Origin of the sequence: Sphingobium jiangsuense (assembly GCF_014196495.1) — a bacterium.
Lineage (GTDB): Bacteria > Pseudomonadota > Alphaproteobacteria > Sphingomonadales > Sphingomonadaceae > Sphingobium > Sphingobium jiangsuense.
In genome coordinates, this window is the sequence record NZ_JACIDT010000005.1 from 223685 (window position 1) to 249374 (window position 25690).

The 25690-nt window shown below is 67.4% G+C and carries 24 protein-coding genes; 14 read left to right on the forward strand and 10 right to left on the reverse strand.

The features are described 5' to 3' along the window. Positions 1-6 precede the first annotated feature (6 nt). The 9 genes from GGR43_RS09180 to GGR43_RS09215 form a co-directional block, all read right to left on the reverse strand. Positions 7-2064, reverse strand: coding sequence for a discoidin domain-containing protein (locus tag GGR43_RS09180; RefSeq protein WP_188071669.1), 2058 nt, complete (start codon positions 2062-2064; stop codon positions 7-9). 113 nt (positions 2065-2177) lie between these two features. Next, positions 2178-4442, reverse strand: coding sequence for a TonB-dependent receptor (locus tag GGR43_RS09185; protein WP_343054468.1), 2265 nt, complete (start codon positions 4440-4442; stop codon positions 2178-2180). Continuing rightward, positions 4385-4990 (reverse strand): TonB-dependent receptor plug domain-containing protein, encoded by a 606-nt coding sequence (locus tag GGR43_RS23870; protein WP_343054469.1) that lies wholly within the window; start codon positions 4988-4990, stop codon positions 4385-4387. Before GGR43_RS23870 ends, GGR43_RS09185 begins: the two co-directional genes overlap by 58 nt. Before the next feature lie 266 nt (positions 4991-5256). Then, complete coding sequence (locus GGR43_RS09190; RefSeq protein ID WP_188071670.1) at positions 5257-6687, reverse strand: glycoside hydrolase family 43 protein; 1431 nt, start codon at positions 6685-6687, stop codon at positions 5257-5259. A gap of 69 nt (positions 6688-6756) precedes the next feature. Then, positions 6757-7806, reverse strand: coding sequence for an arabinan endo-1,5-alpha-L-arabinosidase (locus GGR43_RS09195; protein WP_425502177.1), 1050 nt, complete (start codon positions 7804-7806; stop codon positions 6757-6759). A 71-nt stretch (positions 7807-7877) separates the two neighbouring features. Next, complete coding sequence (locus GGR43_RS09200) at positions 7878-9449, reverse strand: alpha-N-arabinofuranosidase (protein WP_188071671.1); 1572 nt, start codon at positions 9447-9449, stop codon at positions 7878-7880. 25 nt (positions 9450-9474) lie between these two features. Beyond that, on the reverse strand, positions 9475-10401 hold the full coding sequence (locus GGR43_RS09205; RefSeq protein ID WP_188071672.1) for a Gfo/Idh/MocA family protein: 927 nt from the start codon (positions 10399-10401) through the stop codon (positions 9475-9477). Between the two features lie 4 nt (positions 10402-10405). Further along, entirely contained in the window at positions 10406-11398 is a 993-nt protein-coding gene (gene araD1 / locus GGR43_RS09210; protein ID WP_188071673.1) for an AraD1 family protein, read from the reverse strand. A 103-nt stretch (positions 11399-11501) separates the two neighbouring features. Beyond that, on the reverse strand, positions 11502-13034 hold the full coding sequence (locus GGR43_RS09215; protein WP_188071674.1) for an aldehyde dehydrogenase (NADP(+)): 1533 nt from the start codon (positions 13032-13034) through the stop codon (positions 11502-11504). A 171-nt stretch (positions 13035-13205) separates the two neighbouring features. Here GGR43_RS09215 and GGR43_RS09220 point away from each other — a divergent pair, with 171 nt between their 5' ends. Beyond that, the gene (locus GGR43_RS09220; protein ID WP_246343482.1) at positions 13206-13958 is read left to right on the forward strand and encodes a FadR/GntR family transcriptional regulator; all 753 of its coding nucleotides are present in this window, start codon (positions 13206-13208) and stop codon (positions 13956-13958) included. 316 nt (positions 13959-14274) lie between these two features. On the opposite strand, the gene GGR43_RS09225 is transcribed toward GGR43_RS09220, so the two are convergent. After that, the gene (locus GGR43_RS09225; RefSeq protein WP_188071675.1) at positions 14275-15582 is read right to left on the reverse strand and encodes a sugar MFS transporter; all 1308 of its coding nucleotides are present in this window, start codon (positions 15580-15582) and stop codon (positions 14275-14277) included. A gap of 144 nt (positions 15583-15726) precedes the next feature. Between GGR43_RS09225 and GGR43_RS09230 the strand changes: the two genes are divergently transcribed. The 13 genes from GGR43_RS09230 (at position 15727) to GGR43_RS09290 (ending at position 25654) form a co-directional block, all read left to right on the forward strand. Beyond that, positions 15727-16875 carry an aldose epimerase family protein gene (locus GGR43_RS09230; protein ID WP_188071676.1) on the forward strand — a complete coding sequence of 383 codons (1149 nt, stop codon included), beginning with the start codon at positions 15727-15729 and terminating at the stop codon, positions 16873-16875. A gap of 11 nt (positions 16876-16886) precedes the next feature. Continuing rightward, positions 16887-18683, forward strand: a complete 1797-nt coding sequence (locus GGR43_RS09235; RefSeq protein ID WP_188071677.1) for an IlvD/Edd family dehydratase — start codon at positions 16887-16889, stop codon at positions 18681-18683. Between the two features lie 55 nt (positions 18684-18738). Next, positions 18739-19593, forward strand: coding sequence for an SMP-30/gluconolactonase/LRE family protein (locus GGR43_RS09240; protein WP_188071678.1), 855 nt, complete (start codon positions 18739-18741; stop codon positions 19591-19593). 62 nt (positions 19594-19655) lie between these two features. Further along, positions 19656-21143, forward strand: a complete 1488-nt coding sequence (locus GGR43_RS09245) for an ATP-binding protein (protein ID WP_188071679.1) — start codon at positions 19656-19658, stop codon at positions 21141-21143. A 4-nt stretch (positions 21144-21147) separates the two neighbouring features. Next, positions 21148-21432 (forward strand): hypothetical protein, encoded by a 285-nt coding sequence (locus GGR43_RS09250; RefSeq protein WP_188071680.1) that lies wholly within the window; start codon positions 21148-21150, stop codon positions 21430-21432. Continuing rightward, on the forward strand, positions 21425-21898 hold the full coding sequence (locus GGR43_RS09255; protein WP_188071681.1) for a low molecular weight protein-tyrosine-phosphatase: 474 nt from the start codon (positions 21425-21427) through the stop codon (positions 21896-21898). The genes GGR43_RS09250 and GGR43_RS09255 overlap by 8 nt, the downstream gene beginning before the upstream one ends. Continuing rightward, entirely contained in the window at positions 21898-22314 is a 417-nt protein-coding gene (locus GGR43_RS09260) for a secondary thiamine-phosphate synthase enzyme YjbQ (RefSeq protein WP_188071748.1), read from the forward strand. The genes GGR43_RS09255 and GGR43_RS09260 overlap by 1 nt, the downstream gene beginning before the upstream one ends. Before the next feature lie 2 nt (positions 22315-22316). Next, positions 22317-22802, forward strand: a complete 486-nt coding sequence (locus tag GGR43_RS09265) for a YbaK/EbsC family protein (protein ID WP_188071682.1) — start codon at positions 22317-22319, stop codon at positions 22800-22802. Further along, positions 22799-23128 carry a cupin domain-containing protein gene (locus tag GGR43_RS09270; protein WP_188071683.1) on the forward strand — a complete coding sequence of 110 codons (330 nt, stop codon included), beginning with the start codon at positions 22799-22801 and terminating at the stop codon, positions 23126-23128. The genes GGR43_RS09265 and GGR43_RS09270 overlap by 4 nt, the downstream gene beginning before the upstream one ends. Next, positions 23128-23331 carry a DUF4169 family protein gene (locus GGR43_RS09275; protein ID WP_188071684.1) on the forward strand — a complete coding sequence of 68 codons (204 nt, stop codon included), beginning with the start codon at positions 23128-23130 and terminating at the stop codon, positions 23329-23331. The genes GGR43_RS09270 and GGR43_RS09275 overlap by 1 nt, the downstream gene beginning before the upstream one ends. Further along, positions 23331-23534 (forward strand): hypothetical protein, encoded by a 204-nt coding sequence (locus GGR43_RS09280; protein WP_188071685.1) that lies wholly within the window; start codon positions 23331-23333, stop codon positions 23532-23534. Before GGR43_RS09275 ends, GGR43_RS09280 begins: the two co-directional genes overlap by 1 nt. Positions 23535-23772: 238 nt before the next feature. Beyond that, positions 23773-24591, forward strand: a complete 819-nt coding sequence (locus GGR43_RS09285; protein WP_188071686.1) for a TorF family putative porin — start codon at positions 23773-23775, stop codon at positions 24589-24591. Positions 24592-25009: 418 nt separating this feature from the next. Next, the gene (locus GGR43_RS09290) at positions 25010-25654 is read left to right on the forward strand and encodes a DUF1345 domain-containing protein (protein ID WP_188071687.1); all 645 of its coding nucleotides are present in this window, start codon (positions 25010-25012) and stop codon (positions 25652-25654) included. Positions 25655-25690 lie beyond the last annotated feature (36 nt).

The window sequence follows — 25690 nt, forward strand, 5'->3', positions numbered from 1 at the left end:
CGCCGCCTATTTACCGAAGACCTTGAATTCCACCAGCCGGACGGCGCGGCCCCTGGGCTGGCGGAAGGCCAGCCGGATCCGGCTCGCCTTGACCGGCCGCCACTGCACCGGCGTCACCCCGTTGGCGAGCGGCCTGCCCTGCGGCCGGGCGAGGGCCTGCCAGCGGCCGTCGATCCATGCCTCGATCCGATAGTCGAGCGGCGCGGCGAAGCGCTTGGCGTCGGCGAAGAAGGCCAACTCCGCGCGGGCCATGTCGATCGGCTTGCCGAAATCGATCGCATACCATTGCTCGGCGGGCGAGGGGGCGGACGACCAGCCATTGGGCAGTTCGGGGAAGAACCACAGCCGCCCGTCGATCGCATCGTGCAGATTTTCCGCCTCGGTGCCGCTGGAGGCCGAACCGATCGGGAAGCGCCCGCGCACCAGCTGCACCGCGCGGTTGATCGGCCGCGCGGGCTCCGGCGGTGCGGCGCGGGGCAGGTCCACCGTCAGGCGGCCCAGCGTTTCCCGCCGGGCGACCTCGCGCCCGTCCACCTCGATCGCCAGCCCCTTGCCCCGGCGATAGCGCGTGCCGTCGCTGTCCCAGCGGATCGCGATAAGGTGGCCGTGATAGGGGACGTTCTCGACCCGGAACCAGTCGAGCGCCTGCGGATCGCCCTCCGGGGGCAGCAGCGGGTTCACCTCCAGCACGTCGTCGGCGCGGGGGCGGATGCCGACCGGCCCGGTCAGGATCAGGTCGACATAGCCCGAATGGAAATAATGATGGCTGCGGTCGAGGCCGACGATCGGCCGGCCGGTTTCGGGGTGATAATCCTCCTCCAGATCCAGCCGGTCGCCCTGATAATGCAGCGCCGTATATTGGCGCAGCAGGCGCATATAGTCGCTGCGCGTCACCGGACCGCGCTCGCGGTAATGATCGAGCAGATTGGCCATCGCGTGCAGCACCTGCGTCGTCTGATAGGGCCAGACGGGGCCGTTCCACTGGCATTCGGGCGCATCGCCGAGATAGCGGTACTGGCGCATATAATGCTCATAGCCCGCCTCCACCGTGCGCATGCCCGCCTTGCCCGCGAGCGAGGCGGGGGAGAGCAGATGCGTCCAGGCCGCCGCGTAACGGGCATCGTCGGGCACCAGATCGAACATCCACGGCAGATAGCCGACCAGCTCCCGATTGCGGATCGGCGCCCAATATTTCACATGCTCGTTGTCGACCTGATAGCGGTCGATGAAATGGGTGAGGCGCTCGCTCCACAGATCGGCGAGCAGGCGGGCGCGCAGCGCCTCGGCGCGGGCGGCATGGTCGCGGGCCATCGCCGCATCGCCCGCCATTTCCGCCAGGCGGGCAAGCGCGCGGGCATTGGCGGCCATATAGCTGTTGATCGACGGGCGGAAGCTGTCGCCGCCGCGAAACCCGTCCTTGCCGCCCGATGCGTCGATGGAGGACACCGTATATTCGGTCGCGTCGAGCAGCGGCTCGACGAAATAGAGGCCCTTGGCGAAGTCGAACTTCTCGTCCCACAGGCGATAGATGTGCCGCATCACCGGCAGGTGCCGCAGCGCGGCTTCGCGGTCGCCGTCGACGAGAAAGCGGCCCCAGACGGAGTCCGCCATATGGTCGGTGAAATGGCGGTCGTTGCCGCCCCGGTACATGAAATTCACATAGTCGTCGGCAGGGCGCCGGTCGCGCAGCCAGCGCCCTTCGCCGAGGTGAAAGCCGGTCGCGTCGTTGAGGCTGGCATAGGGTTCGCGCTGCCACGGCACATCGTCGAGGAACTCGGTCGAAATATAGCCTTCCTCGCCCAGATCGCGCTGATGCGCGCGATAGAGCGCCCAGCGATAATAATAGACCGCGTCGATCTTCGGATCGGCGGTTTCGAGGAAGGGGATGCGGTCCTCATACCAGCGGGCGTCATTGCCGAAGCGCTCGGCCGCGATGCGGTGGCGGTCCAGACCGGACGGGGGAAGAGGGGAAGGAGGGGCGGCCGTGCCTGCGGCCCCGGCGGTCAGCAGCGCGGCGGCCGCGAGCAGGGTGGCGGCGAGACGGCCGAAGGGGCGGCGGGGCATGCTTGTCCTCCCGTTTCGGAAAAAAGCGACGGCCATGAGGGAAGTGGAGAAGCTTCCGCCATGGCCGCCGGGGAACGGGATGCGGGGGGAGAACCTGCATCCCTGGGCATGGATCAGTCGAAGGTGTAGCGGACGCCCAGCGCGAAGGTGCGCGCCAGCAGCGTGGTGCCCAGATTATATTTCTCGGCGTCGCCCGCGCTGTCGAACCGGTAATAGGTCTGCTGCTTCGACTTGGTGATGTTCACCGCGTCGAAGGTCAGGCCCAGCCTGTCCGAGAGGTTCCAGGTCAGCTGGAAATCGAGGCTCTTTTCCGGGGTGCGCCACACGCCGATCGGGTTGGCGAACAGCCGCGCCTCGTTGTTGGCGAGGAAGGCCTTGCGCCAGATGTAGGAGAGGCGCGCGCCGATCGGTCCGTTATCATAGGCCAGCGTCGCATTGTAGGAGAGGTCCGACACGCCGAAGAAGGACGAGGAGGACTGGCCGATGATGTTGCCCGCCCCGTCGCTTTCCGGGATGTTCTGGTTGGAATCGAGGATCGTCAGGCTGCCGACGAAGCCCAGCCCGTCCAGCGGCCCCGGCAGATAGTGCGGGAAATAGGTGACGCCCACTTCCACGCCCTTCAGCACGCCGTTGGACGCGTTGACCGGACGGGTGATCGCGAAATTGTCGGTCGCCCCGGCGATGATGCCGTTGTTGGGGATATATTCCATGATGGTGAGCGGCACCACCAGCCCCTCGATCTCGCGCCGGAAACCGGTGACGTAGATCGCGCTGTCGCGGTCGAAATACCATTCGAGGGCGAGGTCGTAATTCTTCGAATGGGTCGGCTTCAGCGTCGCCGTGCCCGCCGTGCCGCTGCCATAGCCCACATTGGTGAGGTCGCCGGTCAGCGTGTAGTTGGGGTTGATGTCGGTGAAATTGGGCCGTCGCAGCGTTTCGCCATAGTTGAACCGCACGCGCAGGGTATCGGTGATCTCGTAGCGGGCGGTGAAGCTCGGCAGGAATTTCTTCGACTGGCTCGACACGCGGGTCAGCGCGCCGTTGTTGTAGCGGTCGAAGAAATTATAGTTGGTGTCGATCGTCACGAAGCGCACGCCGCCCTGCACTTTCAGCGGACGGCCGAAGATCGACAGCTCCCCGTCGGCCTGCGCATAGAGCGAGATGGTGTTCTCGTCGATGTCGAACACCTTCTGGAGCGCGAGCTGGTCCGATGTCCTCACGCCGTAGAGCGAGCGGATGGTGTCGGCGTTCTTGTGGAGCCAGTATCCGTTCGGCAGCACCCAGCTGGTCGGAATGTCGCCCCGGCCCTCGAAGAAGTCCGAATTGGTGAAATAGGCGCCTTCGTCCAGCGTCGAGAAGTTGACGAGGCCGGGCGCGCCGGCGTCCTGCGTGCGCACCGAGGTCGCCGCCTTGCGGTCGTCATAGCGGAAGCCCGCCTTGATCCGGCGCAGGAAGCCCTCGTCCCAGCCATAGTCGCCGTCGAGCGTGAAGGTGATCGCGCTGCCCTTGTCCTTCGACGCATTGTCGTAGAACTGCGCCAGATTCCAGACACTGGGGTCGGTCAGCAGCGAATCGTCGTCGAAATGATAGGAGGGGATGCCGCCGCCCGCGTTGAAATCGGCCGAGATCGAGTTGGCGACGCGATCGGTCCGCAGCGCGATGAACGAGGTCTTGTAGGTGCTGGTCTGATAGGCGAGGTCGGCGACGATCCTGCCCTGTTCGCCCAGATCCCATTTGCCGTTCAGCGCATAGACGAAGCTGTCGGTCTTGTTCTTCGTGAAGTCGCCGCTGTTGAAGCCGTATACGTCGGCCACGCCGGTGCGGGATTTCACGATGTTGGTGCCGTCATACAGCTCGACGGTGCCGGGGTTGCCCCACCAGTCGACGAAGCTGAACTGAAGGCTGTTGAACGTCTCGCCCCGGAAACCCGCATAGAACACCTCGGCGGTGTAGACCGAGCTGCTGTTGGGCGCCCATTGCAGCGCGACGTTGAACGAGGGCCGCTCGCGCTTGCCGTAGAGGTCGGAGCTGAAGATCGCATCGCGCGAGAGATAATAGGGCACGTCGACGCCGTTGATGTTCAGTGTCGAGCCCGGCGCGGTGGGCAGGCCGTAATTGAGGCCGGGGGTCCAGTTCTCGTTGTCCGCGCCGGGGAAGATGCGCTCCAGCGGCGAGAGGCCGGAGCCGGCGGTCGGATTTTCCGTCGCGAACGGCACCATGGCGCCCGCCGTCACGGTCATGTCGCGATATTTGGTCCGGGTATAGCTGCCGTTGACGAGGATGCCGATGTCGCCGATGCCGGTTTCCCAGCGGTTGGAGATCAGCAGCGCGGCGTTGGGATTATAGCTGTCGGCCTGTTCGTTGTAGATGCCGCGCACCAGGCCCGAAATGGCGAAGCCGTCGAAATCGAGCGGGTGGCGACGTTGACCTGCCCGGCAAGGCCGGTTTCGATCTGGTCGGCCGAGCGGGTCTTGTAGACGTCGACCTGGCGCACGAGGTTGGCGGAAATATCCTGAAGCGAGAAGGACTGGCCGGCCGCGGTGAAGATGTTGCGGCCGTTCAGCGTGGTGAGCGCGTCGGGCAGGCCGCGGATGGAGATGGCCGCCGCCTCGCCGCCGGTGCGGTTCGTCACCTGGATGCCGGTGACGCGCTGGAGCGCCTCCACCACATTATTGTCCGGCAGCTTGCCGACATCCTCGGACACGATCGAATCGACGATCTGGGTCGATTCCTTGCGCACGTTGAGCGCGCCGACGATCGACGCGCGAACGCCCGTGACGATGATCTCGCCCGCGTCCACATCCGCCTGATCGCTTTGGGAAACCGCGCTTTGCGGCTGGCTGGCCCCGGCCTGCGCATGGGCTGCGCCCGCCGTCAGCAGCGCGGCGATGGACGCGGAACAAAGGGTAATCGGCTTGAGATTCATTTCCATCCTCCCCATGAACCGGCCCTTTGCCGGCCCATAATTACTCGGACTATTTATTCTTGAGAAAGATCCGGTGCAAGAGAGAATATCGCGCCTGGCAGAACGAGGGTCGAACTGTTGCATCAATGCAGCACGTCAAAGAAATAGGTTTAATATCAGATGTTTATTTATGATATCCAGTAGGCGCCCACGCAAAAGCAACGGGGGAAGGATGCACTCCCTCCCCCGCCGGATGAATATATTTTGCCGAACTTAAAGGCCGGGACTCAGTCGATCCGCCAGCCCGACGCCTTGCTGCCGCGCGGCGCGAGGAGGATGCGATTCCCTTTCACCGCCAGCGCCTTGCCCGGCACGGCGACGGCGATGAAGCGTTCCGTCCCGTCATCCTTTACCCGGAGGAATTGGCTGCGCCGTGCAAAGGCCGGGCTGCCGTCGTCGGCCGCCAGCGCAACCGCGCCGTCGGCATTGGCCACGATGCGGAGGTCCGGCCGGGTGATCGGGGCGAGGCGGACGGTCTCCGTCCCGTCGCCGACGGGCAGCATGCGGAATTGCGTCGCGGGCAGCGACGGCGCCGCGCCGCACTGCAGGCCGCGCTCGTCATGGAACAGGAAGCTGCCCGCGTCGCCCGAAGGCGACAGGCGTTCGGGCAGCGGGCCATTGCCCACCGGTATGCCGAAATCCGGCGTGCCGTCGGGCTTGTAGTAGAGCCGCTGGATGCGGGTGTGGCGATTGGGGTCGAACAGCGGATCGCCGCTGATCGCCTCATAATCGCGGCCGTGATAGACCAGAATGTCGCGGCCCTGTTCGTCCACGGTGAAGCTGTTGTGGCCGGGGCCGTAGACGCCGGTTTCGCGATTGGTGACGAACACCGGCTCCGGCGACTTCACCCAGACGTCCGGATCCATGATGTCGGCGTCGGCGGGCGCGGTCAGCAGGCCGAGGCAATAGCGCGCGTCGGTGGCGCTGGCCGAATAGGTCATGAACAGCCGTCCGTTGCGCTCCAGCACCGCCGGGGCCTCGGCCACCTTGAACCCCCGGATTTCCCAGTCGAGCGTCGGCACCGTCAGCCGCGTCGGCCTGGCGCCCAGCGTCAGCGGCGTGGCCAGCGGCGCGAGATAGAGGTTGGAATTGGTCTCGATCCCCGGCTCGCGCTGCGCCCATGCGACATAGCGGACGCCGCGATGGACAAAGACGGTCGAATCGAGGTTGAAGCTGTCCCACGGCGTCTGGAACTGGCCGAGCACCGACCATGTGCCGGTCATCGGATCCGCCCCGTCGCAGGCGACGGCATAGGTGCGGATGCGGAACACATCCTCGCCGCCGCCGCTGGGACCGGCGGCGAAATACATGATCCAGCGCCCGTCGATATTGTGCAGTTCCGGCGCCCAGAGAAAGCCGGACATCGGCCCGCTCGCCTGATGGCGCCACAGCACCACTTCCTCCGCCGTGGCGAGGCCCGCCAGCGTGCGCGACCGGCGCAGCACCAGCCGGTCATATTCGGGCACGGAGCCGGTCATGTAATAATAGCCGTCGTCATGGCGGAAGATCTGCGCGTCGGCGCGCTGCTTCACCAGCGGGTTGACCGCGCCCGCGCCCGCATTCGCCTGCGCGGGGGAGGCCGCGCGGGCGAGGCGGGGCGCGGCGGAAAGGGCGGCGGTGGTGGCGATGAAACCGCGTCGGGACAGGGAAAGGGTCATGCTCGATACTCCGATTGGTTCCTCATGAAAGGCGGCGGGCGAAGGGAAGGGGCGCTTTGGTTCGCTCCGTCAATAATCGGCGACCGGCCAGCCGTCCGCGCCCCAGCGGACCGGCGCGATGCGCAGCGTCGGCGCGCCGTCGGCCTGCCGGTCATAGGCGTGGTAGACGACATAGTCCTTGCCGTCCCTGTCGCGCAGCCAGCCCGCATGGCCCGGCCCGCGAAAGCGCTGCTGCTCCCGCAGGTCGGCGCGCAGGAAGATCGTGCCGCCGCCTTCCATCAGCGCGCTGCCGTCCTTGCCCAGATAGGGTCCGGTGATCTCCTTCGAGCGGCCGATCACCGTATAATAGGTGCTGTTCACGCCCTTGCAGCAATAGTCGTAGGACACCATCAGCCAATAATAGCCGCCATGCTCGACGATGAACGGCGCCTCCACCGGCGCGGGGCCGCCAGCCGGGGCGGGGCGGCGGGCGATGGAATAGGGCTTTTCGCCCGGCTTCAGCGGCTTGCCGGTCTTGGGGTCGAGCTCGAACAGCTTGATGCCGGTCCAGAAGCTGCCGAGCGAGAGCCAGTGGCGGCCTTCGCGGTCGATGATGAAATTGGGGTCGATCGCGTTGAAATCGTCCTGCTCGGTCGACATCACCACCGGCCCTTCGTCCCGCCAGCCATAGCCGGGCGCGGCGGGATCGAGCGTCGGGCTGGTGGCGAGGCCGATGGCGGAGCGGTTCGATCCGAAGGTCGATACGGAATAATAGAGGCGGTAGCGGCCGTTCACATAGGAGATGTCCGGCGCCCACATGCCGTTGGAGCCGCGGATCGCCTTGCTTGCCCAGCCGGGCAGGGCGGTGAACAGCGGCTTGCCCGCCGTCCAGTGCACCAGGTCCCTCGACGTGCGCGTCTCGATCAGCCGCTCGCCATGGCCGGTGGAGAACACATGATAGACATCCCCCTCGCGGATGATGACCGGATCGTGGGTGGGCGCGAGGTCGCCGGAAAGGCGGCTGTTGAGCGTGGTTCCGGTTTGGGGCGCGGGTTGGGATGCGCCCTGCTGCGCATCCGCCGCCCCGGCGATGGCGAGCATCGCCGCGCCCGCCAGTGTGATGATGTAGGGCATCGTCATGCGAGCCTCTCCCCTGATTGCCGTCTTGTGCGAAAAGCGCGGGCGGCGCGTCCTTCGCCGCCCGCGCCGGGTCATTGCAGGTCGAGCACCACCACCGACTTGGGCGGCAGCGCGACGGTCAGCGTGCCGCCGTCGATCCGCGCGCCGGTGAACGGGGCGGGCTTCACCGCTTCGGGCGCGTCGAAGCTGTTGTGCGCATTGATCGCGGGCGCGGTCAGCACCCGGCCCGACACCGTACCGGCGGAAAGGCCCTCCAGCTTCACCGTCACCGTGTTGGCGACATTGGGATCGAGGTTCGACAGGCCGACATGGACCTTGCCGTCCTTGCCCCGCACCGCCGATCCGCTGACGGCGGGCATGGTGAACCGGTCCTTGCCGTACCAGGGCGTGTCGATGGCGATCGGCAGCACGGTCGCGTCCTGCCAGGGCTTGTACATCTCGAACACATGATAGGTGGGGGTCAGCACCATCTTCCTGCCTTCGGTCAGGATCATCGCCTGAAGCACGTTCACCATCTGCGCGATCGCCGTCATCCGCACGCGGTCGGCGTGGCGGGCGAAGATATCGAGATGGATCGACGCGATCAGCGCATCGCGCAGCGTGTTCTGCTGGCGCAGGAAGCCGGGATGCGTGCCGGGATCCTGCGCATACCAGGCGCCCCATTCGTCGACGGCGAGGAACACGCGCTTTTGCGGATCATATTTGTCCATGATCGCGCTGTGCTTCGCGATCAGTTCCTCCATGCGCCAGGCCCCGGCCAGCGCGTCGGCCCAGCCGGTTTCGTCGAAATCGACCGCAGGCGCGCGGGGCGGCCAGCCGCCCGCCGGGTGGACATAATAATGCAGCGACAGGCCGTCGATCTGGCTGCCCGCGATGCGCATCATCGCGTCGGTCCAGCTATAGTCGTCGACATTGGCGCCCGCGGCGATCTTCACGATCTTCGTTCCCGCCGGGGCCTTGACGAAGGTGGCGAAGCGGCGGGTCTCGTCGGCCGCGAACTCCGGCCGCATGTTGCCGCCGCAACCCCACAGCTCGTTGCCCACGCCGAAATAGGGGACCTTCCACGGTTCCTTGCGGCCGTTGCGCGCGCGCTCCTCGGCGAGGCTGCCGGCGGGCGCGGTCATATATTCCACCCATTCGGCCATTTCCCGCGCGGTGCCGTTGCCGACATTGCCCGCGATGTAGGGCTCGGCGCCGATCTGCCGCACCAGTTCCATGAACTCATGGGTGCCGACGCTGTTGGGCTCGGTCACGCCGCCCCAATGGGTGTTGACCTTGACCGGGCGCCTGGCCTTCGGGCCGATGCCGTCGCGCCAGTGATATTCGTCGGCGAAGCAGCCGCCCGGCCAGCGGATCGCGGGCACGTTGAGGTTGCGCAGCGCGGCGACCACATCGTTGCGGAAGCCGTTGGTGTTGGGGATCGACTTGTCGTTGCCGACCCACAGGCCGCCATAGATGCCGTTGCCCAGATGCTCGGCGAACTGAGTGAAGATCAGCCGGTCGTAGACCGGGCCGGGCTTGTCCGCCTGGATGGTCGCGGTGGTCGGCTTGCCGCCGGTCTGGGCGACGGCGGCGACGGGCGCGGCCAGTGCGGTGGCCGACAGGAGCAGCGCGGTGGCCGCATGGCGCAGGGCTTTGATCATGTTTCCCCTCCCTTATCGTGGGTTTTCAATCGTAAAAGGCGTCGGTCGTTTCCCGCCTGCCGCGCAGGAAGGCGTCGGCGACGAGGCGCAGCGGATCGATGTCGACATCGCTGCGCCCGCCCCGGATCAGCGTTGCGAAACGGCTGTAGAGGCCGGGATATTCGACATCCTCGCTATGCTCCGTCCCGCTGGGGAGGGAGAGGACCGCGCCGCCGTTCGCCAGCTTCAGCGTGCCCGCGTCGGTTTCGACGACGATGTCCCAGCTTTGCGGGCCGGTCTGCCGCCAGTCGAGATCCATGTGGATCGGCGCGCCCGCCGTGTCGCGGAACTGGATGTCGGCGGCGATCGGCGCCGCGCGGTTTTCCGGCAGCACCAGCGTCGCTTCCTTCAGGAAGAAGGGGCGCGGCAGGATATGGGTGACGATGGAGAGCGCATTGATGCCGGGGTCGAACACGCCGAGGCCGCCCGGCTCCCAGATCCAGTCCTGCCCCGGATGCCAGACGCGCACATCCTCGCGCCAGACGATCGATACGGCATCGATCCGCCGCTCGGCCAGCCACGCCCGCGCCGGGGCGACCCCCGCCGCGAAGCGCGAATGCCAGGAGGCGAACAGCGTCGCGCCGGTCTTTTCCGCCAGCGACTTCAGCGCCGCGACTTCCGACAGCGTGGCGCCGGGCGGCTTTTCGAGGAACACATGCACGCCGCGCCGCAGCGCCAGCGCGGCGAGGTCGTAGCGGACCTGCGGCGGGGTGCAGAGCGCCACCGCGTCCACCGCCGGGCCTTCGTCCAGCAGCGCGTCGAGCGCGCGATGATGCGGCACGTCCTCCAGCCCGCTGTCGCGCGGGCTGACCGTGGCGGCGAGGCTGAACGCGTTGTTGCCGAGGATCGCGGGCACATGCTGGTCGCGGGCGATCTTGCCCATGCCGACGATCGCGATGCGGATCGGGTCCATCGCCTTACAGCGCCTTCACCGCGACGGGCGCGGGGGCCGCGCGCGTCAGCGCATTGCGCACCGGCAGGGTGAAGGGCGCGGCGCTGATCTCGAACACGTCGCCTTCCTGTGTCTGTACCCCGTCGGTGAAGCTGAGCGTCGCGGTGCCGAAGAAATGCACATGCACGTCGCCCGCGCGGCGGAACAGGTCATATTTGAAATGATGATGCTCCAGATTGGCGATGCTGTGCGACATATTGTCCTCGCCCGACAGGAACGGCTTTTCCCAGACGGTCTGCCCGTCGCGCAGCAGGCGGCTGGTGCCCTCGACATGGGCGGGCAGCTCGCCGATCAGCAGTTCCGGACCGAGCGAGGCCTGCCGCAGCTTCGAATGGGCGAGCCAGAGATAATTGTGCCGCTCGGTCACATGGTCGGAAAATTCGTTGGCGAGCGCGAGGCCGAGCCGGTAGGGCGTGCCGTCCCCGCCGATGATGTAGATGCCCGCCAGTTCCGGCTCTTCCCCGCCGTCCTTCGCGAAATCCGGCATGGCGAAGGGGACGTTGGAGCCGATGAGCTGCGAGCCGTCGCCCTTGTAGAACCATTCGGGCTGCTGCCCCTCGGCGCCCGGTGCGGGCTTGCCGCCTTCCAGCCCTTCGAGGAACATGCGCATGGAATCGGTCTTGGCCTCGGCGGCGGCGGCTTCCTTGTGCATCTTGTCGCGCCCCTCGGCGGAGCCGAGATGGGTGAGGCCGGTGCCGGTCAGCAGCACATGCGCGTCGTCCTCATGGTCGATCGGCGCGAGCAGCGTGCCGGCCTCGAACTCGGCGGCGATGTCGACCGCATCGCCCTTGCCCCTGGCGGTGGCGGTGTCGGCGAGGCTTTGCCCGGCGGCGATCGCCTCCAGGGCCAGCGCGCGGACGCTTTCCACGCCCGGCAGGAACCAGGCCTGCGCGCCGTCGGCCAGTATGACCGAGCGCTTGCCGCCGGCGCCGCGATGTTGCAGCAGACGAAGTGCCATAGCGAAATCTCTCCTCTGGGCGCCGCCCGCACAGAGGGCGGCGCGATAAACGGTGGAAAAAGGCGGGCCGTTCCCGGCAGGGCCCGGCCCGCCACGGGGGGTGTCAGGCGATGCTCAATGTCCCGTCGACCAGCCTCGGCACGCCGTCGCCGCGCGCCTCGTCGCGCAATTCGGCGGGCAGCAGGGCGGGGGCGAGGTTCTGATAGGAAACCGGGCGCAGGAAACGGTCGATCGCGAGGCTGCCGACCGAGGTGGTGCGGCTGTCCGAGGTCGCCGGGAACGGGCCGCCATGCACCATCGCATGGCAGACCTCGACCCCGGTGGGCCAGCCATTGGCGAGGATGCGCCCGGCCTTGCGCTCCAGCAGCGGCAGCAGCCGCGCGGCGAGCGCGGTGTCGGCGTCGTCCATGTGCAGCGTCGCGGTAAGCTGGCCTTCGAGGGTGGAGAGGACGGCGCGCAATTCCGTCTCGTCCGCGCAGCGCACGATCAGGGAAGCGGCGCCGAACACTTCATGGCCCAGCGCCCTGTCGGCGAGGAAGGCCGCCGCGCTGGTCTGGAACAGCGCGGCCTGTCCGCGCGTGCTGCCATTGCCGTCCTTGCCCCGCGCCAGCGTCTCGACCGCCGCCGCGTTCCGCAGCGCCTCGGTGCCCTTGCCATAGGCCGCGCAGATGCCGGTGGTGAGCATGGTCTGTGCCTCCGCCGCTGCGATGCCGCTGGCGGCGGCGGCGGTGAACGCGTCCAGCCCCTCGCCCTCGATCGCGAGGACCAGGCCCGGATTGGTGCAGAACTGGCCCGCGCCCATGGTGAGCGAGCCGACGAACGCGGCGCCGAGCGCTTCCCCGCGCGCCTTCAGCGCTTCGGGCAGCAGCAGCACCGGGTTGATGCTCGACATTTCGGCATAGACCGGGATCGGCACCTCGCGCGCCTGCGCCAGCTTCACCAGCGCGAGCCCGCCCGCGCGGGAGCCGGTGAAACCCACCGCCGCAATGCGCGGATCCTGCACCAGCGCGGCGCCCAGTTCGTTGCCGGGGCCGACGAGGTGGGAGAAAGTGCCTTCGGGCAGGCCGCACGCCCGCACCGCGCGACCGATGGCGGCGGCGACCAGCGCGCCGGTCTGCGGATGGGCCGGGTGGCCCTTCACCACGACCGGGCAACCGGCCGCGAGCGCGGAGGCGGTGTCGCCGCCCGCCGTCGAGAAGGCGAGCGGGAAGTTCGACGCGCCGAACACCGCGACCGGGCCGAGCGGGACCATGCGCAGGCGCAGGTCTGGGCGCGGCAGCGGCTGGCGGTCGGGCAGCGCGGGGTCGATGCGCAGCCCTTGCCAGTGCCCGGCGCGCACGACGGCGCCGAACAGGCGCAATTGTCCGACTGTGCGGCCGCGCTCGCCCTCCAGCCGGGCGCGCGGCAGGCCGCTTTCGCGCATCGCCGCGACGATCAGTTCATCGCCGGTCGCCTCTATCTCTTCCGCGATTCGTTCGAGGAAGGCGGCGCGGCTTTCCCGGTCGGTCGCGCGATAGATGTCGAACGCGGCCTCGGCCGCGGCGCAGGCCGCCGCGACGTCCGCCGGGCCATGAACGGCGAACGCCTCCCCTTCGGGCAGGCCGGTTTCGGCCGTCACGGAGCGAAATTCGGTCATTTTGAATCTCCTTATTTACTCCGACATATTATAGAGAGAAGCGGAACGCAATCATTGTAATGAATGTTTGTGCCTTTGCGATCTTTGCCATTTCGCCCCGCGCGGGAGACTGGTAGGGATCAGAGGGTGGAGGAAGACAGCGTGGCAGAAACGAAGTCCGAACGGGGCGGCATGGCCGTACCCGCGCAGGCGGAAGCAAAGGCATCCGGCCCCGGCCGGCAGGCGCGCGGCCCCGGCCGCCGGCTGCACGGGGCGATAGCGCACAAGCTGGGAACCGCGATTTTGTCGGGGCAATATCAGCCGGGCGACACCCTGTCGGGCGAGGTGGCCTTTGCCGAGGAACTGGAGGTATCGCGCAGCGCCTATCGCGAGGCGATTCAGGTGCTGACCGCCAAGGGGCTGGTGGAAAGCCGCCCCAAGGCGGGCACGCGCGTGCTGCCGCGCAACCGCTGGAACCTGCTCGATCCCGAAGTGCTGGCCTGGGCCTTTGCCGGGGAGCCGGACGTCGAATTCGTTCGCAGCCTGTTCGAATTGCGCGCCATTGTCGAACCGGCGGCCGCGCGCCTCGCGGCGGAGCGGCGGGACAAGGCCGATCTCAAGGCGATGAAGGAAGCGCTCGCCGCGATGCGCCGCCATACGCTGGCGACCGAGGCGGGGCGCGCGGCCGACCGCGATTTCCACAATGCGATCCTGCACGCGACCCGCAACGACGCGCTGATGGTGCTGAGCGCCAGCATCGGCGCCGCCGTCAACTGGACGACGCAGTTCAAGCAACGCTCGCGCGCGCTGCCGCGCAATCCCATCCCCGATCATATGCGCGTCTATGAAGCGATCGCGGCGGGCGACCCCGCCGAGGCCAGCGACGCGATGCGGGTGCTGGTGGATCTGGCGCTGGAGGATACGCGCAGTTCCATGGCGTCCTGAAGGCGGGGTGAGGCGGAACGGCTGCTTTCGGCCGGGAGCGGACGTAGAAGATTGGTTTCACGCGGAGGCGCGGAGACGCGGAGAGATAGTAGCGCGAAGCGCTTTCCCTCGTCATTCACCCCGGCAACCGACGCAAGGAGAATGAAATGGGGCCTGCGGCCCGGAACGTCCTTCTCCGCGCCTCCGCGTCTCCGCGTGAACTTTCTACTCCAGCACGATATGTCCGCTAACCACCCATACCCGCACCCCTATCGCCTAAAAAAGCCCGGCTCCCTCACATGGAAGCCGGGCCTTTCCCGTTTCGAAGGGGCGTTCCTCAATCGATCCGCTGGTCGGGCAGCGCGTGGGTGGGGCGCGATCCCCAGAGTGCGTAGAACAGCACGTAGAGTTCGCAGGCGGCGGTCAGCAGGAACGAGGTCTGGAGGCCGTAATGGTCGGCGATCCAGCCCTGCACCACCACCAGCGCGCCGCCCGCGATCGCCATCACCAGCAGGCCCGATCCTTCCTCGGTCAGCGGGCCGAGGCCCCGGATGCCGAGGGTGAAGATGGTCGGGAACATGATCGAATGGAACAGCCCGACCGAGATCAGCGCCCACATCGCGGCATGGCCGGTGGCCGACGCCGCGATCATCATCACTGCGAAGGCGCCGATGGCGGCCACCGCCAGCACCCGCTCGGGCGGCAGGTTGCGCATCGCGAAGCTGCCGACGAAGCGGCCGACCATCATGCCGCCCCACAGCAGGAACAGATAGCGCGAGGCCTGCTCATGCGTCAGATTGCCGATTTCCGGCTGCGACACGAAGTTGATGAACAGGTTCGACACGCCGATTTCCGCGATCAGATAGATGAAGATCGCCGGCACGCCGAGCACCAGATTGCGGTGATTCCACAGCGAATGATGCTTGCGTTCCTCGCGCGCGGCGCGTTGCGTCGCCTTGCCCATCGACGGCAGCGGAAAGCGGGCGATGACGATCGCGAGGAGGATCAGCACGCCTGCGACGATCAGATAGGGCAACTGCACCGACTGCGCGTCGGCGAGCCGCTCCGCCTGGGTCAGCACCGTGCCCGCCTCCGCCGTGCCCGACGTCGAGCGGCCGAGGATCAGATAGCCGCCGAACAGCGGCGCCAGCGTCGTGCCGAGCGAGTTGAACGCCTGCACCAGATTGAGGCGGGACGAGGCGGTTTCCGGCCTGCCGACCACCGCGACATAGGGGTTGGCCGCCACCTGCAACAGGGTGATGCCGCTGGCGATGATGAACAGCGCGATCAGCGTGACGGTATAGGAAGGAATGCGCGCCGCCGGGATCATCCCCAGCGCGCCCGCCGCCATCACGCCCAGGCCGACGACCAGCGACCTTTTGTAGCCGATCCGCTCGATCAGCTTCGCGGCGGGGATCGAGGCGACGAAATAGGCGATGAACCACACCGATTCGATCATCGTCGTCTGGGTGTAGCTGAGGTCGAACACGCTGCGCAGGTGCGGCAGCAGCGTGTTGTTGATGACGGTGATGAACCCCCACATGAAGAACAGGCTGGCGAGCAAGGTGAGCGCCGGGCCGTAGCGCGTGCCGGAAGCGTCGCTTTCCGGTGCGGGAGCGGTAGTCGTCGATATCGGTGAAGCCATACTCACCCTTCTCCAAATTAAGTTCGCCCTGCTTTGGCCCGGTCGTTTCTACACCGTCGCGGCATGGCTTGCGCTTGTTTAATTTGTCGGACTATATATGTAGGGGCGGCTCGTCAATGGGGCGTCCGGCATCGGGAGGACAATATGGTTGGGACAGGAAAGGCAAGTGCGGCCTCGATCGCGCTGGCGGCTGCGCTTTGCGTCGCGGGCGCGGCGCATGCGGTCGAGGTGGAGCGCAAGCCCGCAGGCACGCTGGCGGACGGCACCGCGGTCGAGTCGATCCGCCTGACCGCCGGAAACGGCGTATCCGCGACGATCCTCACCTATGGCGCGACGCTGCAATCGGTGGTCGCGCCCGGCCGCGACGGCAAGCCCGCCGACGTGGTGCTGGGCTATGACGATCTCGATTCCTATGTGAACCGCCCCAATTTCTTCGGCGTGACGGTGGGCCGCTATGCGAATCGCATCGCCGGCGGGCGCTTCGTGCTCGATGGTCGGACTTATCAGTTGCCGCTCAACGACAAGACCAATTCGCTGCACGGCGGCGGCGCCGGTTTCGACAAGCAGGTGTGGAAGGTAGCCTCGGTCAAGGCGGGCCCGGTGGCGCGCCTCGTCCTGTCCCGCGTCAGCCCGGACGGCGAGGCGGGCTATCCCGGCAAGCTCGACGTGACCGTCACCTATTCGCTGGACGAGGCGGGCGCGCTCACCATCGCCTTCGACGCGCAGACCGACAGGCCGACCATCGTCAACATGACGAACCACGCGATCTTCAACCTCGCAGGCGAAGGGTCGCCGGAAGGCGCGACCGGCCATCTGCTGACCGTTCCGGCGAAAGCCTATACGCCGGTGGACGCCACGCTGATCCCGACCGGCGAACTGCGCCCGGTGGAAGGAACGGTGTTCGATTTCCGCCAGCCCCGCCGCATCGCCGACGGCATTCGCGACGGCCGCGACGAGCAGATCCGCTTCGGGCAGGGCTATGACCATAATTTCGCGCTCGACAAGGGGCTGACCAAGGCGCCCGAACTGGCCGCCCGCCTGGAGGACCCGGCGTCGGGCCGCGTGCTGGAGGTGCTGACCACCGAGCCGGGCGTGCAGTTCTACACCGGCAATTTCCTCGACGGCACCTATGTCGGCAAGCAAGGGCACCTCTATCGCATGGGCGACGGCATCGCGCTGGAGCCGCAGAAATTCCCCGACGCGCCGAACAAGCCCGCCTTCGTTTCCGCCCGCGTCGATCCCGGCAAGCCCTACCGGCATGTCATGATCTACCGCTTTTCCACTCGCCCCTGACGGGAACCGCAATGACAGACACCCCGAAAAACCAGCTCCGCTCGCGCGCCTGGTTCAATAACCCCGACAATATCGACATGACCTCGCTCTATCTGGAGCGCTATCTGAATTTCGGGATCAGCCTGGAGGAATTGCGGTCGGGCAGGCCGATCATCGGCATCGCGCAGACCGGCAGCGACCTTTCCCCGTGCAACCGCCATCACCTCGTGCTGGCCGAGCGCATCCGCGAGGGGATCCGTGAGGCGGGCGGGATCGCGCTGGAATTCCCGGTCCACCCGATCCAGGAAACCGGAAAGCGCCCCACCGCCGGGCTCGACCGCAACCTCGCCTATCTGGGGCTGGTCGAGGCGCTCTACGGCTATCCGCTCGACGGCGTGGTGCTGACGACCGGGTGCGACAAGACGACGCCCGCCTGCCTGATGGCGGCGGCGACCGTCAACATTCCCGCGATCGCGCTGTCGGTCGGGCCGATGCTCAACGGCTGGCACAAGGGCGAGCGCACCGGGTCGGGCACGATCGTCTGGAAGGGGCGGCAGATGATGGCCGCGGGCGAGCTGGACGAGGAGGGCTTCATCAAGCTCGTCGCCTCGTCGGCGCCCTCGACCGGCTATTGCAACACCATGGGCACGGCGACGACGATGAACAGCCTCGCCGAGGCGCTGGGCATGATGCTGCCCGGATCGGCGGCGATCCCCGCGCCCTATCGCGACCGGCAGGAGGTCGCCTATCACACCGGCAAGCGCATCGTCGACATGGTGCGGGAGGACCTGAAGCCCTCCGACATCCTGACGCTCGATGCGTTCCGCAACGCGATCGTCGTCAATTCGGCGATCGGCGGATCGACCAACGCGCCGATCCACCTCGCCGCGCTCGCCCGCCATATCGGCGTCGACCTGCCGCTCAAGGATTGGGAGACGCTGGGCCACAAGATTCCGCTGCTGGTCAACCTGCAACCGGCGGGCGACTATCTGGGCGAGGATTATTATCGCGCGGGCGGCGTGCCCGCGGTGATCGCGCAGCTGATGGCGCAGGGGCTGATCCGCGAGGACGCGCTGACCGTCAACGGCCGGACCATCGGCGAGAATTGCCGGGGCGCAATGATCGAGGACGAAAAGGTCATCCGCCCGTTCGACCGGCCGCTGAAGGAGGAAGCGGGCTTCCTCGTGATGACCGGCAACCTCTTCGACGCCGCGATCATGAAAACCAGCGTCATCAGCGAGGAATTCCGCCAGCGCTACCTTTCCAACCCGGACGATCCCGACGCGTTCGAAGGCCCGGCGGTGGTGTTCGACGGGCCGGAGGATTATCATCGCCGGATCGACGATCCGTCGCTCGGCATCACGCCGGAAACGCTGCTGTTCATGCGCGGCGCGGGGCCGATCGGCTATCCCGGCGCGGCGGAGGTGGTGAACATGCGGCCGCCATCCTACCTCATCACCGAAGGGGTGAACGCGCTGCCCTGCATCGGCGACGGGCGGCAGTCCGGCACGTCGGGCAGCCCGTCGATCCTCAACGCCTCGCCCGAAGCGGCGGCCAATGGCGGCCTTGCGCTGCTGCGCACCGGCGACCGGGTGCGCATGGACCTGAAGAAAGGGCGGGTGGACGTGCTGATTTCCGACGAGGAACTGGCCGAGCGTCGCGCCGCCTTGCTGGCGCAGGGCGGATATCCCTATCCCGAATCGCAAACGCCGTGGCAGGAAATCCAGCGCGCGGTCATCGGCCAGATGAACACCGGCGCGATACTGGAAGGGGCCGAGAAATATCAGCGGATCGCGCAGACGCGCGGCCTGCCCCGCGACAATCATTGAGCGGCGGCACTAAGCAGCGGGCACTGAGCGGCGCGCCGATATCGGGAGAGAGAGCATGAACCAGTGGCGGCGGATAGAGCGGGACACGCTCGACCTGTTGGGGGAGGGGACATTGTGGTCCGCCCGCGACAATGCCGTCTACTGGGTCGATATCCTCGCCCCCGCGCTCAACCGGCTGTCGCTGGGCGACGGGCGGATCGAGCGCTGGGCCATGCCCGAACCGCTGGGCTGGGTCGCGGAGCGGGCGTCCGGCGGCTTTATCGGCGGGTTCAGGAGCGGTTTTGCGCGCATCGGCCTCGACCCGCTGGCCATCGATCCGCTGCACGATCCCGAACCGCATCTGCCCGGCAACCGGATGAACGACGGCAAGGCCGACCGCAGCGGCGCCATCTGGTGCGGCACGATGGACATGGCGGAGGGCGAGGACAGCGGCTCGCTCTACCGCCTCGCGCCGGACGGCGGCTGCGCGGTGATCGACAGCGGCTATCGCGTGCCCAACGGCCCGGCCTTCTCGGCCTGCGGGCGCTGGCTCTATCATTCCGACACCGCGCGCCGGATCATCTACCGCTTCGCGCTGACCGAGACCGGCGCGCAGGACAAGCGGCCCTTCATCCGCTTCGGCGAGGAGGACGGCTATCCCGACGGCATGACCGTCGATCGCGACGGCGGCCTGTGGGTCGCCCATTGGGGCGGCGGGCGCATCAGCCGCTTCACGCCGGAAGGCGCGCTGGACCGCAGCATTGCCCTGCCCGCGCGGCAGGTCACCAACATCAGCTTCGCCGGGCAGGAGCTGGACCGGATGTTCGTCACCTCCGCCGCCATCGGCCTGCCGCCTTCCGCCGATGACGGCGCGCTGTTCGAGGTGGAGAGCGGCGCCGTCGGCCTGCCGGGCTGCTACTATCGCGGATAGCCGGTCGCGCCCGGTGCGCTGCCCCCTTGCCCTTCCGGGCGGCTTACGCCAAGGAAGCGGGCGTGAGTTCATCTATCGTCATAGGCACCGATCCGAACGGGGCGCCGGTCCCGGTCGACATGGAGGAATTGCTGGCCACGCGCCTGCTCGTGCAGGGCAATAGCGGGTCCGGCAAGTCGCACCTGTTGCGCCGGATGCTGGAGGAAAGCGCCCGCATGGTGCAGCAGGTGATCATCGACCCGGAGGGCGATTTCGTCACCCTGTCCGAGCCGTTCGGCCATGTGGTGATCGACGGCGCGGCCCATGACGGGCGGGAGATAGAGCGACTCGCCTCGCGCATCCGCGCCCATCGCGCCTCGGTGGTGCTGGCATTGGACGGGTTGGAGCTGGAAGCGCAGATGCGCTGCGCCGCGCAGTTTCTCTCTACCCTGTTCGACGCGCCGCGCGACCATTGGTACCCGGCGCTGGTGGTGGTGGACGAGGCGCAGATGTTCGCGCCCGCCGCCGCCGGGGACGTTTCCGACGATACGCGCCGGCTCTCGCTCGCGGCGATGACCAATTTGATGTGCCGGGGGCGCAAGCGCGGCCTTGCGGGCGTCATCGCGACGCAGCGCCTTGCCAAGCTCGCCAAGAATGTCGCGGCCGAGGCGTCGAACTTCCTGATGGGGCGCACCTTCCTCGATATCGACATGGCCCGCGCCGCCGACCTGCTGGGCATGGAGCGCAGGCAGGCCGAGCAGATTCGCGATCTGGAGCGCGGCCGCTTCCTCGCGCTCGGCCCGGCCATCTGCCGCCGTCCGGTGTCGGTGAAGATCGGCAATGTGCAGACCAGCGCGCGCACCTCCTCGCACAAGCTGATGCCGCTGCCCACCGCGCCGAGCGAGGAGATGACCGCGATGCTGTTCGAACGCAGCGAGGGCGAGGAGGAGATGCTGAGCGTCGGCGCCCCCGAACCGGCGCATGCGGAGCAGGACAGCGACGCGCTGATCGACCGGATATCGCATTTCGAGCTGGGCAAGACCGACGAGGAAAAGGCCGAAGAAGCCGGCCGCCCCGCCGTGGCCGACCTGTTCGACACCAGCGATGAGGTGATGACCGAAATCCTCAACGAAATGGTGGAGGACCCGGACTGTGCGTTCCAGCCCATCGCCGCCCTCTATCAGGATTTCACCGTGCGCTGCCGGATGCGGCAGCTCGCTCGCGCGCCGATCGACCTGCCCGCCTTCCGCCGCCGCTATGCGATCGCGCAGGCGGGCATCGCCAACCCCGCCGACCCGCGCTGGGCCGACGCGCTGACGCTGTCCGAGCGGGTGAGCGAGGACATATTGGCCCCGTTCCTGATGCTTGCCCATGCGGCGATCGAAGGCGCGCCCTGCCCCAATGACGAGGATATCGCACGCGCCTACGGCACCCAGTCGGCGGGCCGCGTGCGCCGCCTGATCGAGTATATGGAGCGCAACAACCTGATCGTCATCCGCACCGATTTCGGCGGGCGGCGGTCGATCGGCATTCCCGAACTCGGCCTCACCACCGCGCCGATGGAGGGCTGAGCGGATGGACCTCGACATATTGCTCCACCATTATTTCGGCACGGCCTCGCTGGAGGAGGCGGACGAGGGAGCGCTGGTTCTCGGCAAGGAACGGCTCGCCATCGATTTCGGGTCGGAGCGGGAACCGGGCCGCCGCTTCGCGCTGTGGACGCTGATGGACGCGCTCGGCACCGCGCCGGTCCCCGCCGAGGCCTTTGCGGAAGCCGAGGACGCGCCATTGCGCGCGGCGGCGGAGGCTTATCTGACGGCGGCCTGGCGGATGGAGCGATATGGAGAGGGGGATGAGTGATCCGCGCGAACCGGCGGTGCTGTTCGTCTGCCTCGGCAATATCTGCCGCTCGCCGCTCGCCGAGGCGGCGTTCCGCGCCGAGGCGGAACGGGCGGGGCTGGCGGCGTTCGCGGATTCGGCGGGCACCGGCGACTGGCATGTCGGCAATCCGCCCGACCCGCGCGCGCAGGCCGAGGCGCTGCGCCACGGCCTCGACATTTCGCGCTACCGGGCGCGGCAGGTGAGAGTGGAGGATTTCCTGCGCTTCACCCATGTCTTCGCGCTCGACACATCGAATTTCGACACTCTGCGCCGCCTCGTCCCCGGCAACGGGCGGGCGAGCCTCTCGCTGCTGATGGATCTGGTGCCGGGGCGCGAGGGCAGCAGCGTTATCGACCCCTATTTCGGCGGGCCGGAAGGATTCGAGGAAACATGGGCCGACGTGTCCGCCGCCGCGCGGGCGCTGGTCGAAAGGCTCGCAAGGTGATGCGGCAGGCGACGACGATGCTGGAAGTCGCCACGCCCGGCACCGGCCTCGTCGAGATCACCGATGCGGTGACCCGCTGGGTGGCGGAACAGCGCATGGGCGAGGGGCTGCTGACCCTGTTCTGCCGCCACACCTCGGCGTCGCTGCTGATCCAGGAAAATGCCGCGCCGGAGGTGAAGGACGACCTGATCGCCTTCTTCGCCCGCATCGCGCCGGAGGATGGCCGCTATCTCCATGACGATGAGGGGCCGGACGACATGCCCGCCCATATCCGCGCCGCGCTGACGCAGGCGCAGCTTTCGGTGCCGCTGGTCGGCGGGCGGCTGGCGCTCGGCACCTGGCAGGGCGTCTATCTGTTCGAGCATCGCCGGCGGCCGCACCGCCGCACCGTCGCGCTGCACCTGCTGGGGGAATAGCCATGAGTCTGGAAAGCGCGCGGCGCTGGCTTGCCGAGCATGCGCCCGATGTCGCGATCATCGAGGCGGAGCAATCGACCGCCACCGTGCAGGAGGCCGCCGCCGCTTTGGGCGTCGCACCGGCGCGCATCGCCAAGACGCTGGCGATCCGGGTGAAGGACGAGGTGTTCCTGCTGGTGACGCGGGGCGATGCGCGGCTCGACAATGCGAAGACCAAGGCGGCGTTCGGCGCCCGCCCTCGCATGCTCGACCCGGACGAGACGCTGGCGCTGACCGGCCATGCGGTGGGCGGCGTCTGCCCCTTCGGCCTCGCCACCGACCTGCCGGTCTGCTGCGACCGCTCGCTGGAGGCGTTCGACACGGTGTTCCCGGCGGCGGGATCGCTCAACAGCTCGGTCGAGCTGACGCCCGCGCGGCTGGCGGCGCTGACCGGCGCGCGCTGGGTCGACATCAGCCGCCTGCCCGAAGATGCGGCCAGCGGCGCATGACCGGCAACCTGCTCCATCCGTTGCCCGATGCGCGCGGCGGGGAGGTGTTCGAGACGCTGCTCGCCCGGCCCGGCGTGCGGGTGGAGCGGATCGTCTCGCACGGGCAGGCGACGCCGGAGGAAGCGCCCTATTGCCAGCCGCACGACGAATGGGTGCTGCTGCTCGCCGGGCAGGCGCGGCTGTGGATCGAGGGCGAGGGGGAGATCGCCCTTGCCCCCGGCGACCGGCGGCTGATCCCGGCGGGGACGGCGCATCGCGTGACATGGACCGCGCCCGACGAGCCGACCGTCTGGCTGGCGCTGCATTTCGGGGAGGAGGAAGGCTGATGGGCGACGTGGTCAATCTGCGCCAGGCGCGCAAGCGCTTCGCCCGCAAGGCGGCCGAGGACAAGGCGGCGGAAAACCGTGCCCGCCACGGCCTCACCAAGGCGGAAAAGCTGCGGCAGCGCGACGAGGCGGAACGGCAGGCGCGGGCAATCGACGGCGCGCGGCGCGAAGGGGCGGACGGCATGGAAGAGAGGAAGGACTGATGCGATCGACCTTCGGCGGCGCGACGGTGCGCCTCTATCATCTCGACGACGCGGCCGAGGGCGGCGCAGCGACGACCCTGCTCTACGGATCGCTGGACGAGGCGCTGCGCGTCGCGGCGAGCCAGCCGGAGGAGGTGCAGGCGGGCCTGTTCATCGCCACCGACAATGACGTTATCGCCTATCTCGATCTAATCGAGGAATAATCGGGCTGTAGACATATTTTGTCACGAAACGGAAAATACCGGAAATACTAAAGAAAATACCGGTTCACAAAATGTTGCTCCAAAGCAACGATTCAATAATAATGTGCTGCACCTGCGAACAAACGCTTCGCGATCCGGAAAAGAGGAAATAGAAAATCCTCATCGCCCGAACGCGGTCGCGCAAAGAACCGTGGCGGGTCGATGCAGGAAGGGACACTCCATTGAAAAGGGAGATCCCATGAAGAAAATCACTGCCTTTGCAGCCCTGCTGCTTTCCAGCACCCCCGCATATGCGCAAACCGAGGCGCCGGCCGGACCCGTCTCCGTTTCGGGCAGCGTCGCGCTCGTTTCCGACTATCGTTTCCGCGGCGTATCGCAGAGCGACAAGGAAATGGCGGTTCAGGGCGGCCTGACCGTTTCCCATGAAAGCGGCGTCTATGTCGGCACCTGGGCGTCGAACCTCGCCGGCTGGGGCACGTTCGGCGGGTCCAACATGGAGCTGGATCTGTTCGGCGGCTATGCGATCCCGCTCGGCGGGGCGACGCTGGACGTGGGCCTGACCTGGTATATGTACCCCGGCGGCCTCGACACCACCGATTTCGCCGAGCCCTATGTGAAGCTGTCGGGCGATGTCGGCCCGGCCAGCCTGCTGCTCGGCGTCGCCTATGCGCCCAAGCAGAAGGCGCTGGGCAATACCGACCCGACCGTCCACCCGGCGGGCCGTCCCGGTGACAAGGAGGATAATCTCTACATCTGGGCCGATGCCAGCACCGCGGTTCCCGATACGCCGCTGACGCTGAAGGCGCATCTGGGCTATTCGGACGGCAACCCCGGCCTCGGCCCCAACGGCACGAGCATCGCGCCGACCGGCAAATATCTCGACTGGATGCTGGGCGCCGACCTCGCGGTCGGGCCGGTGACGCTGGGCGTGTCCTATGTCGATACCGATATCGGCCGGTCCGAAGCGGCCCGCCTGGGCGGCGGCTTCGCCTCGTCCAAGAACGGATCGTCCATCTCCTCGGGCCGGGTGGTCTTTTCGGTCTCGGCGGGATTCTGAGCCAAGGTCCGTTCGCGGGCGCAGGAAGGGCCGCATCCTTGGGGTGCGGCCTTTTTCATGGTGATGATTTGGGTGAGCCCATGGCTGCGGAATGATGGGTTTGGGTAGGTTAGCGGACATATCGTGCTGGAGTAGAAAGTTCACGCGGAGACGCGGAGGCGCGGAGAAGGACGTTCCGGGCCGCAGGCCCCATTTCATTCTCCTTGCGTCGGTTGCCGGGGTGAATGACGAGGGAAAGCGCTTCGCGCTACCATCTCTCCGCGTCTCCGCGCCTCCGCGTGAAACCAATCTTCTACGTCCGCTCCCGGCCGAAACCTGCCGCTTGATCGTCCCTCCCCGCCATGTCCGCTCGAAAGCGCCGATTGACGGCGGATTTTCGGGCGGGATATGCTCCCCCGACCATCAGGGGAGGCGTCGGATGACAGGGAAGGCCAGAGCCGGAATACCCCATGGCCGCTACATGCTGTTTCTGGCGCTGCTGATCCTGCTGCCCGCGCCGCTGTCGCTGGTGCTGCCCGCCGGTGTCGCGCTGGTCGCGGCGTTCGATCTGGCGGTGGTCGCCTTCCTCGTCTCGGTCTGGCCGCTGTGGCGGGAAGGCCGCCCCGACGACATCAGGCGGCAGGCCGAGCGCGATGACGCCGGGCAGGTCACGCTGCTGCTGCTCACCGCCGCCATCATCATGGCGATGCTGGTGGCGGTCGGCCTGCTGCTGGCGGAAAAGGGCAGCCTGCCCGCGCTCCACATCGGGCTGCTGGTGGCGACGCTGCTGCTCGCATGGCTGTTTTCCAACCTCGTCTACACCTTCCATTATGCCCGGCTCTATTATGCGCAGGGGCCGGGCGGCGGCGACCATGGCGGGCTCGATTTTCCGGGGGATGAGGAGCCGGTGTTCGCCGATTTCGTCAATTTCGCCTTCGTCATCGGCATGACCTGCCAGACCGCCGACATCGATATCGCCAGCCGGCGCATGCGGCGCGTGGCGACGGCGCACGGATTGCTGGCCTTCATCTTCAATCTGGGCGTGCTCGCGCTCACCGTGAATGTGGTGGCGAGCGCGATCTGAGGCGCGGGTGCGGCGTTTCCTACAGTCACCCGCTCT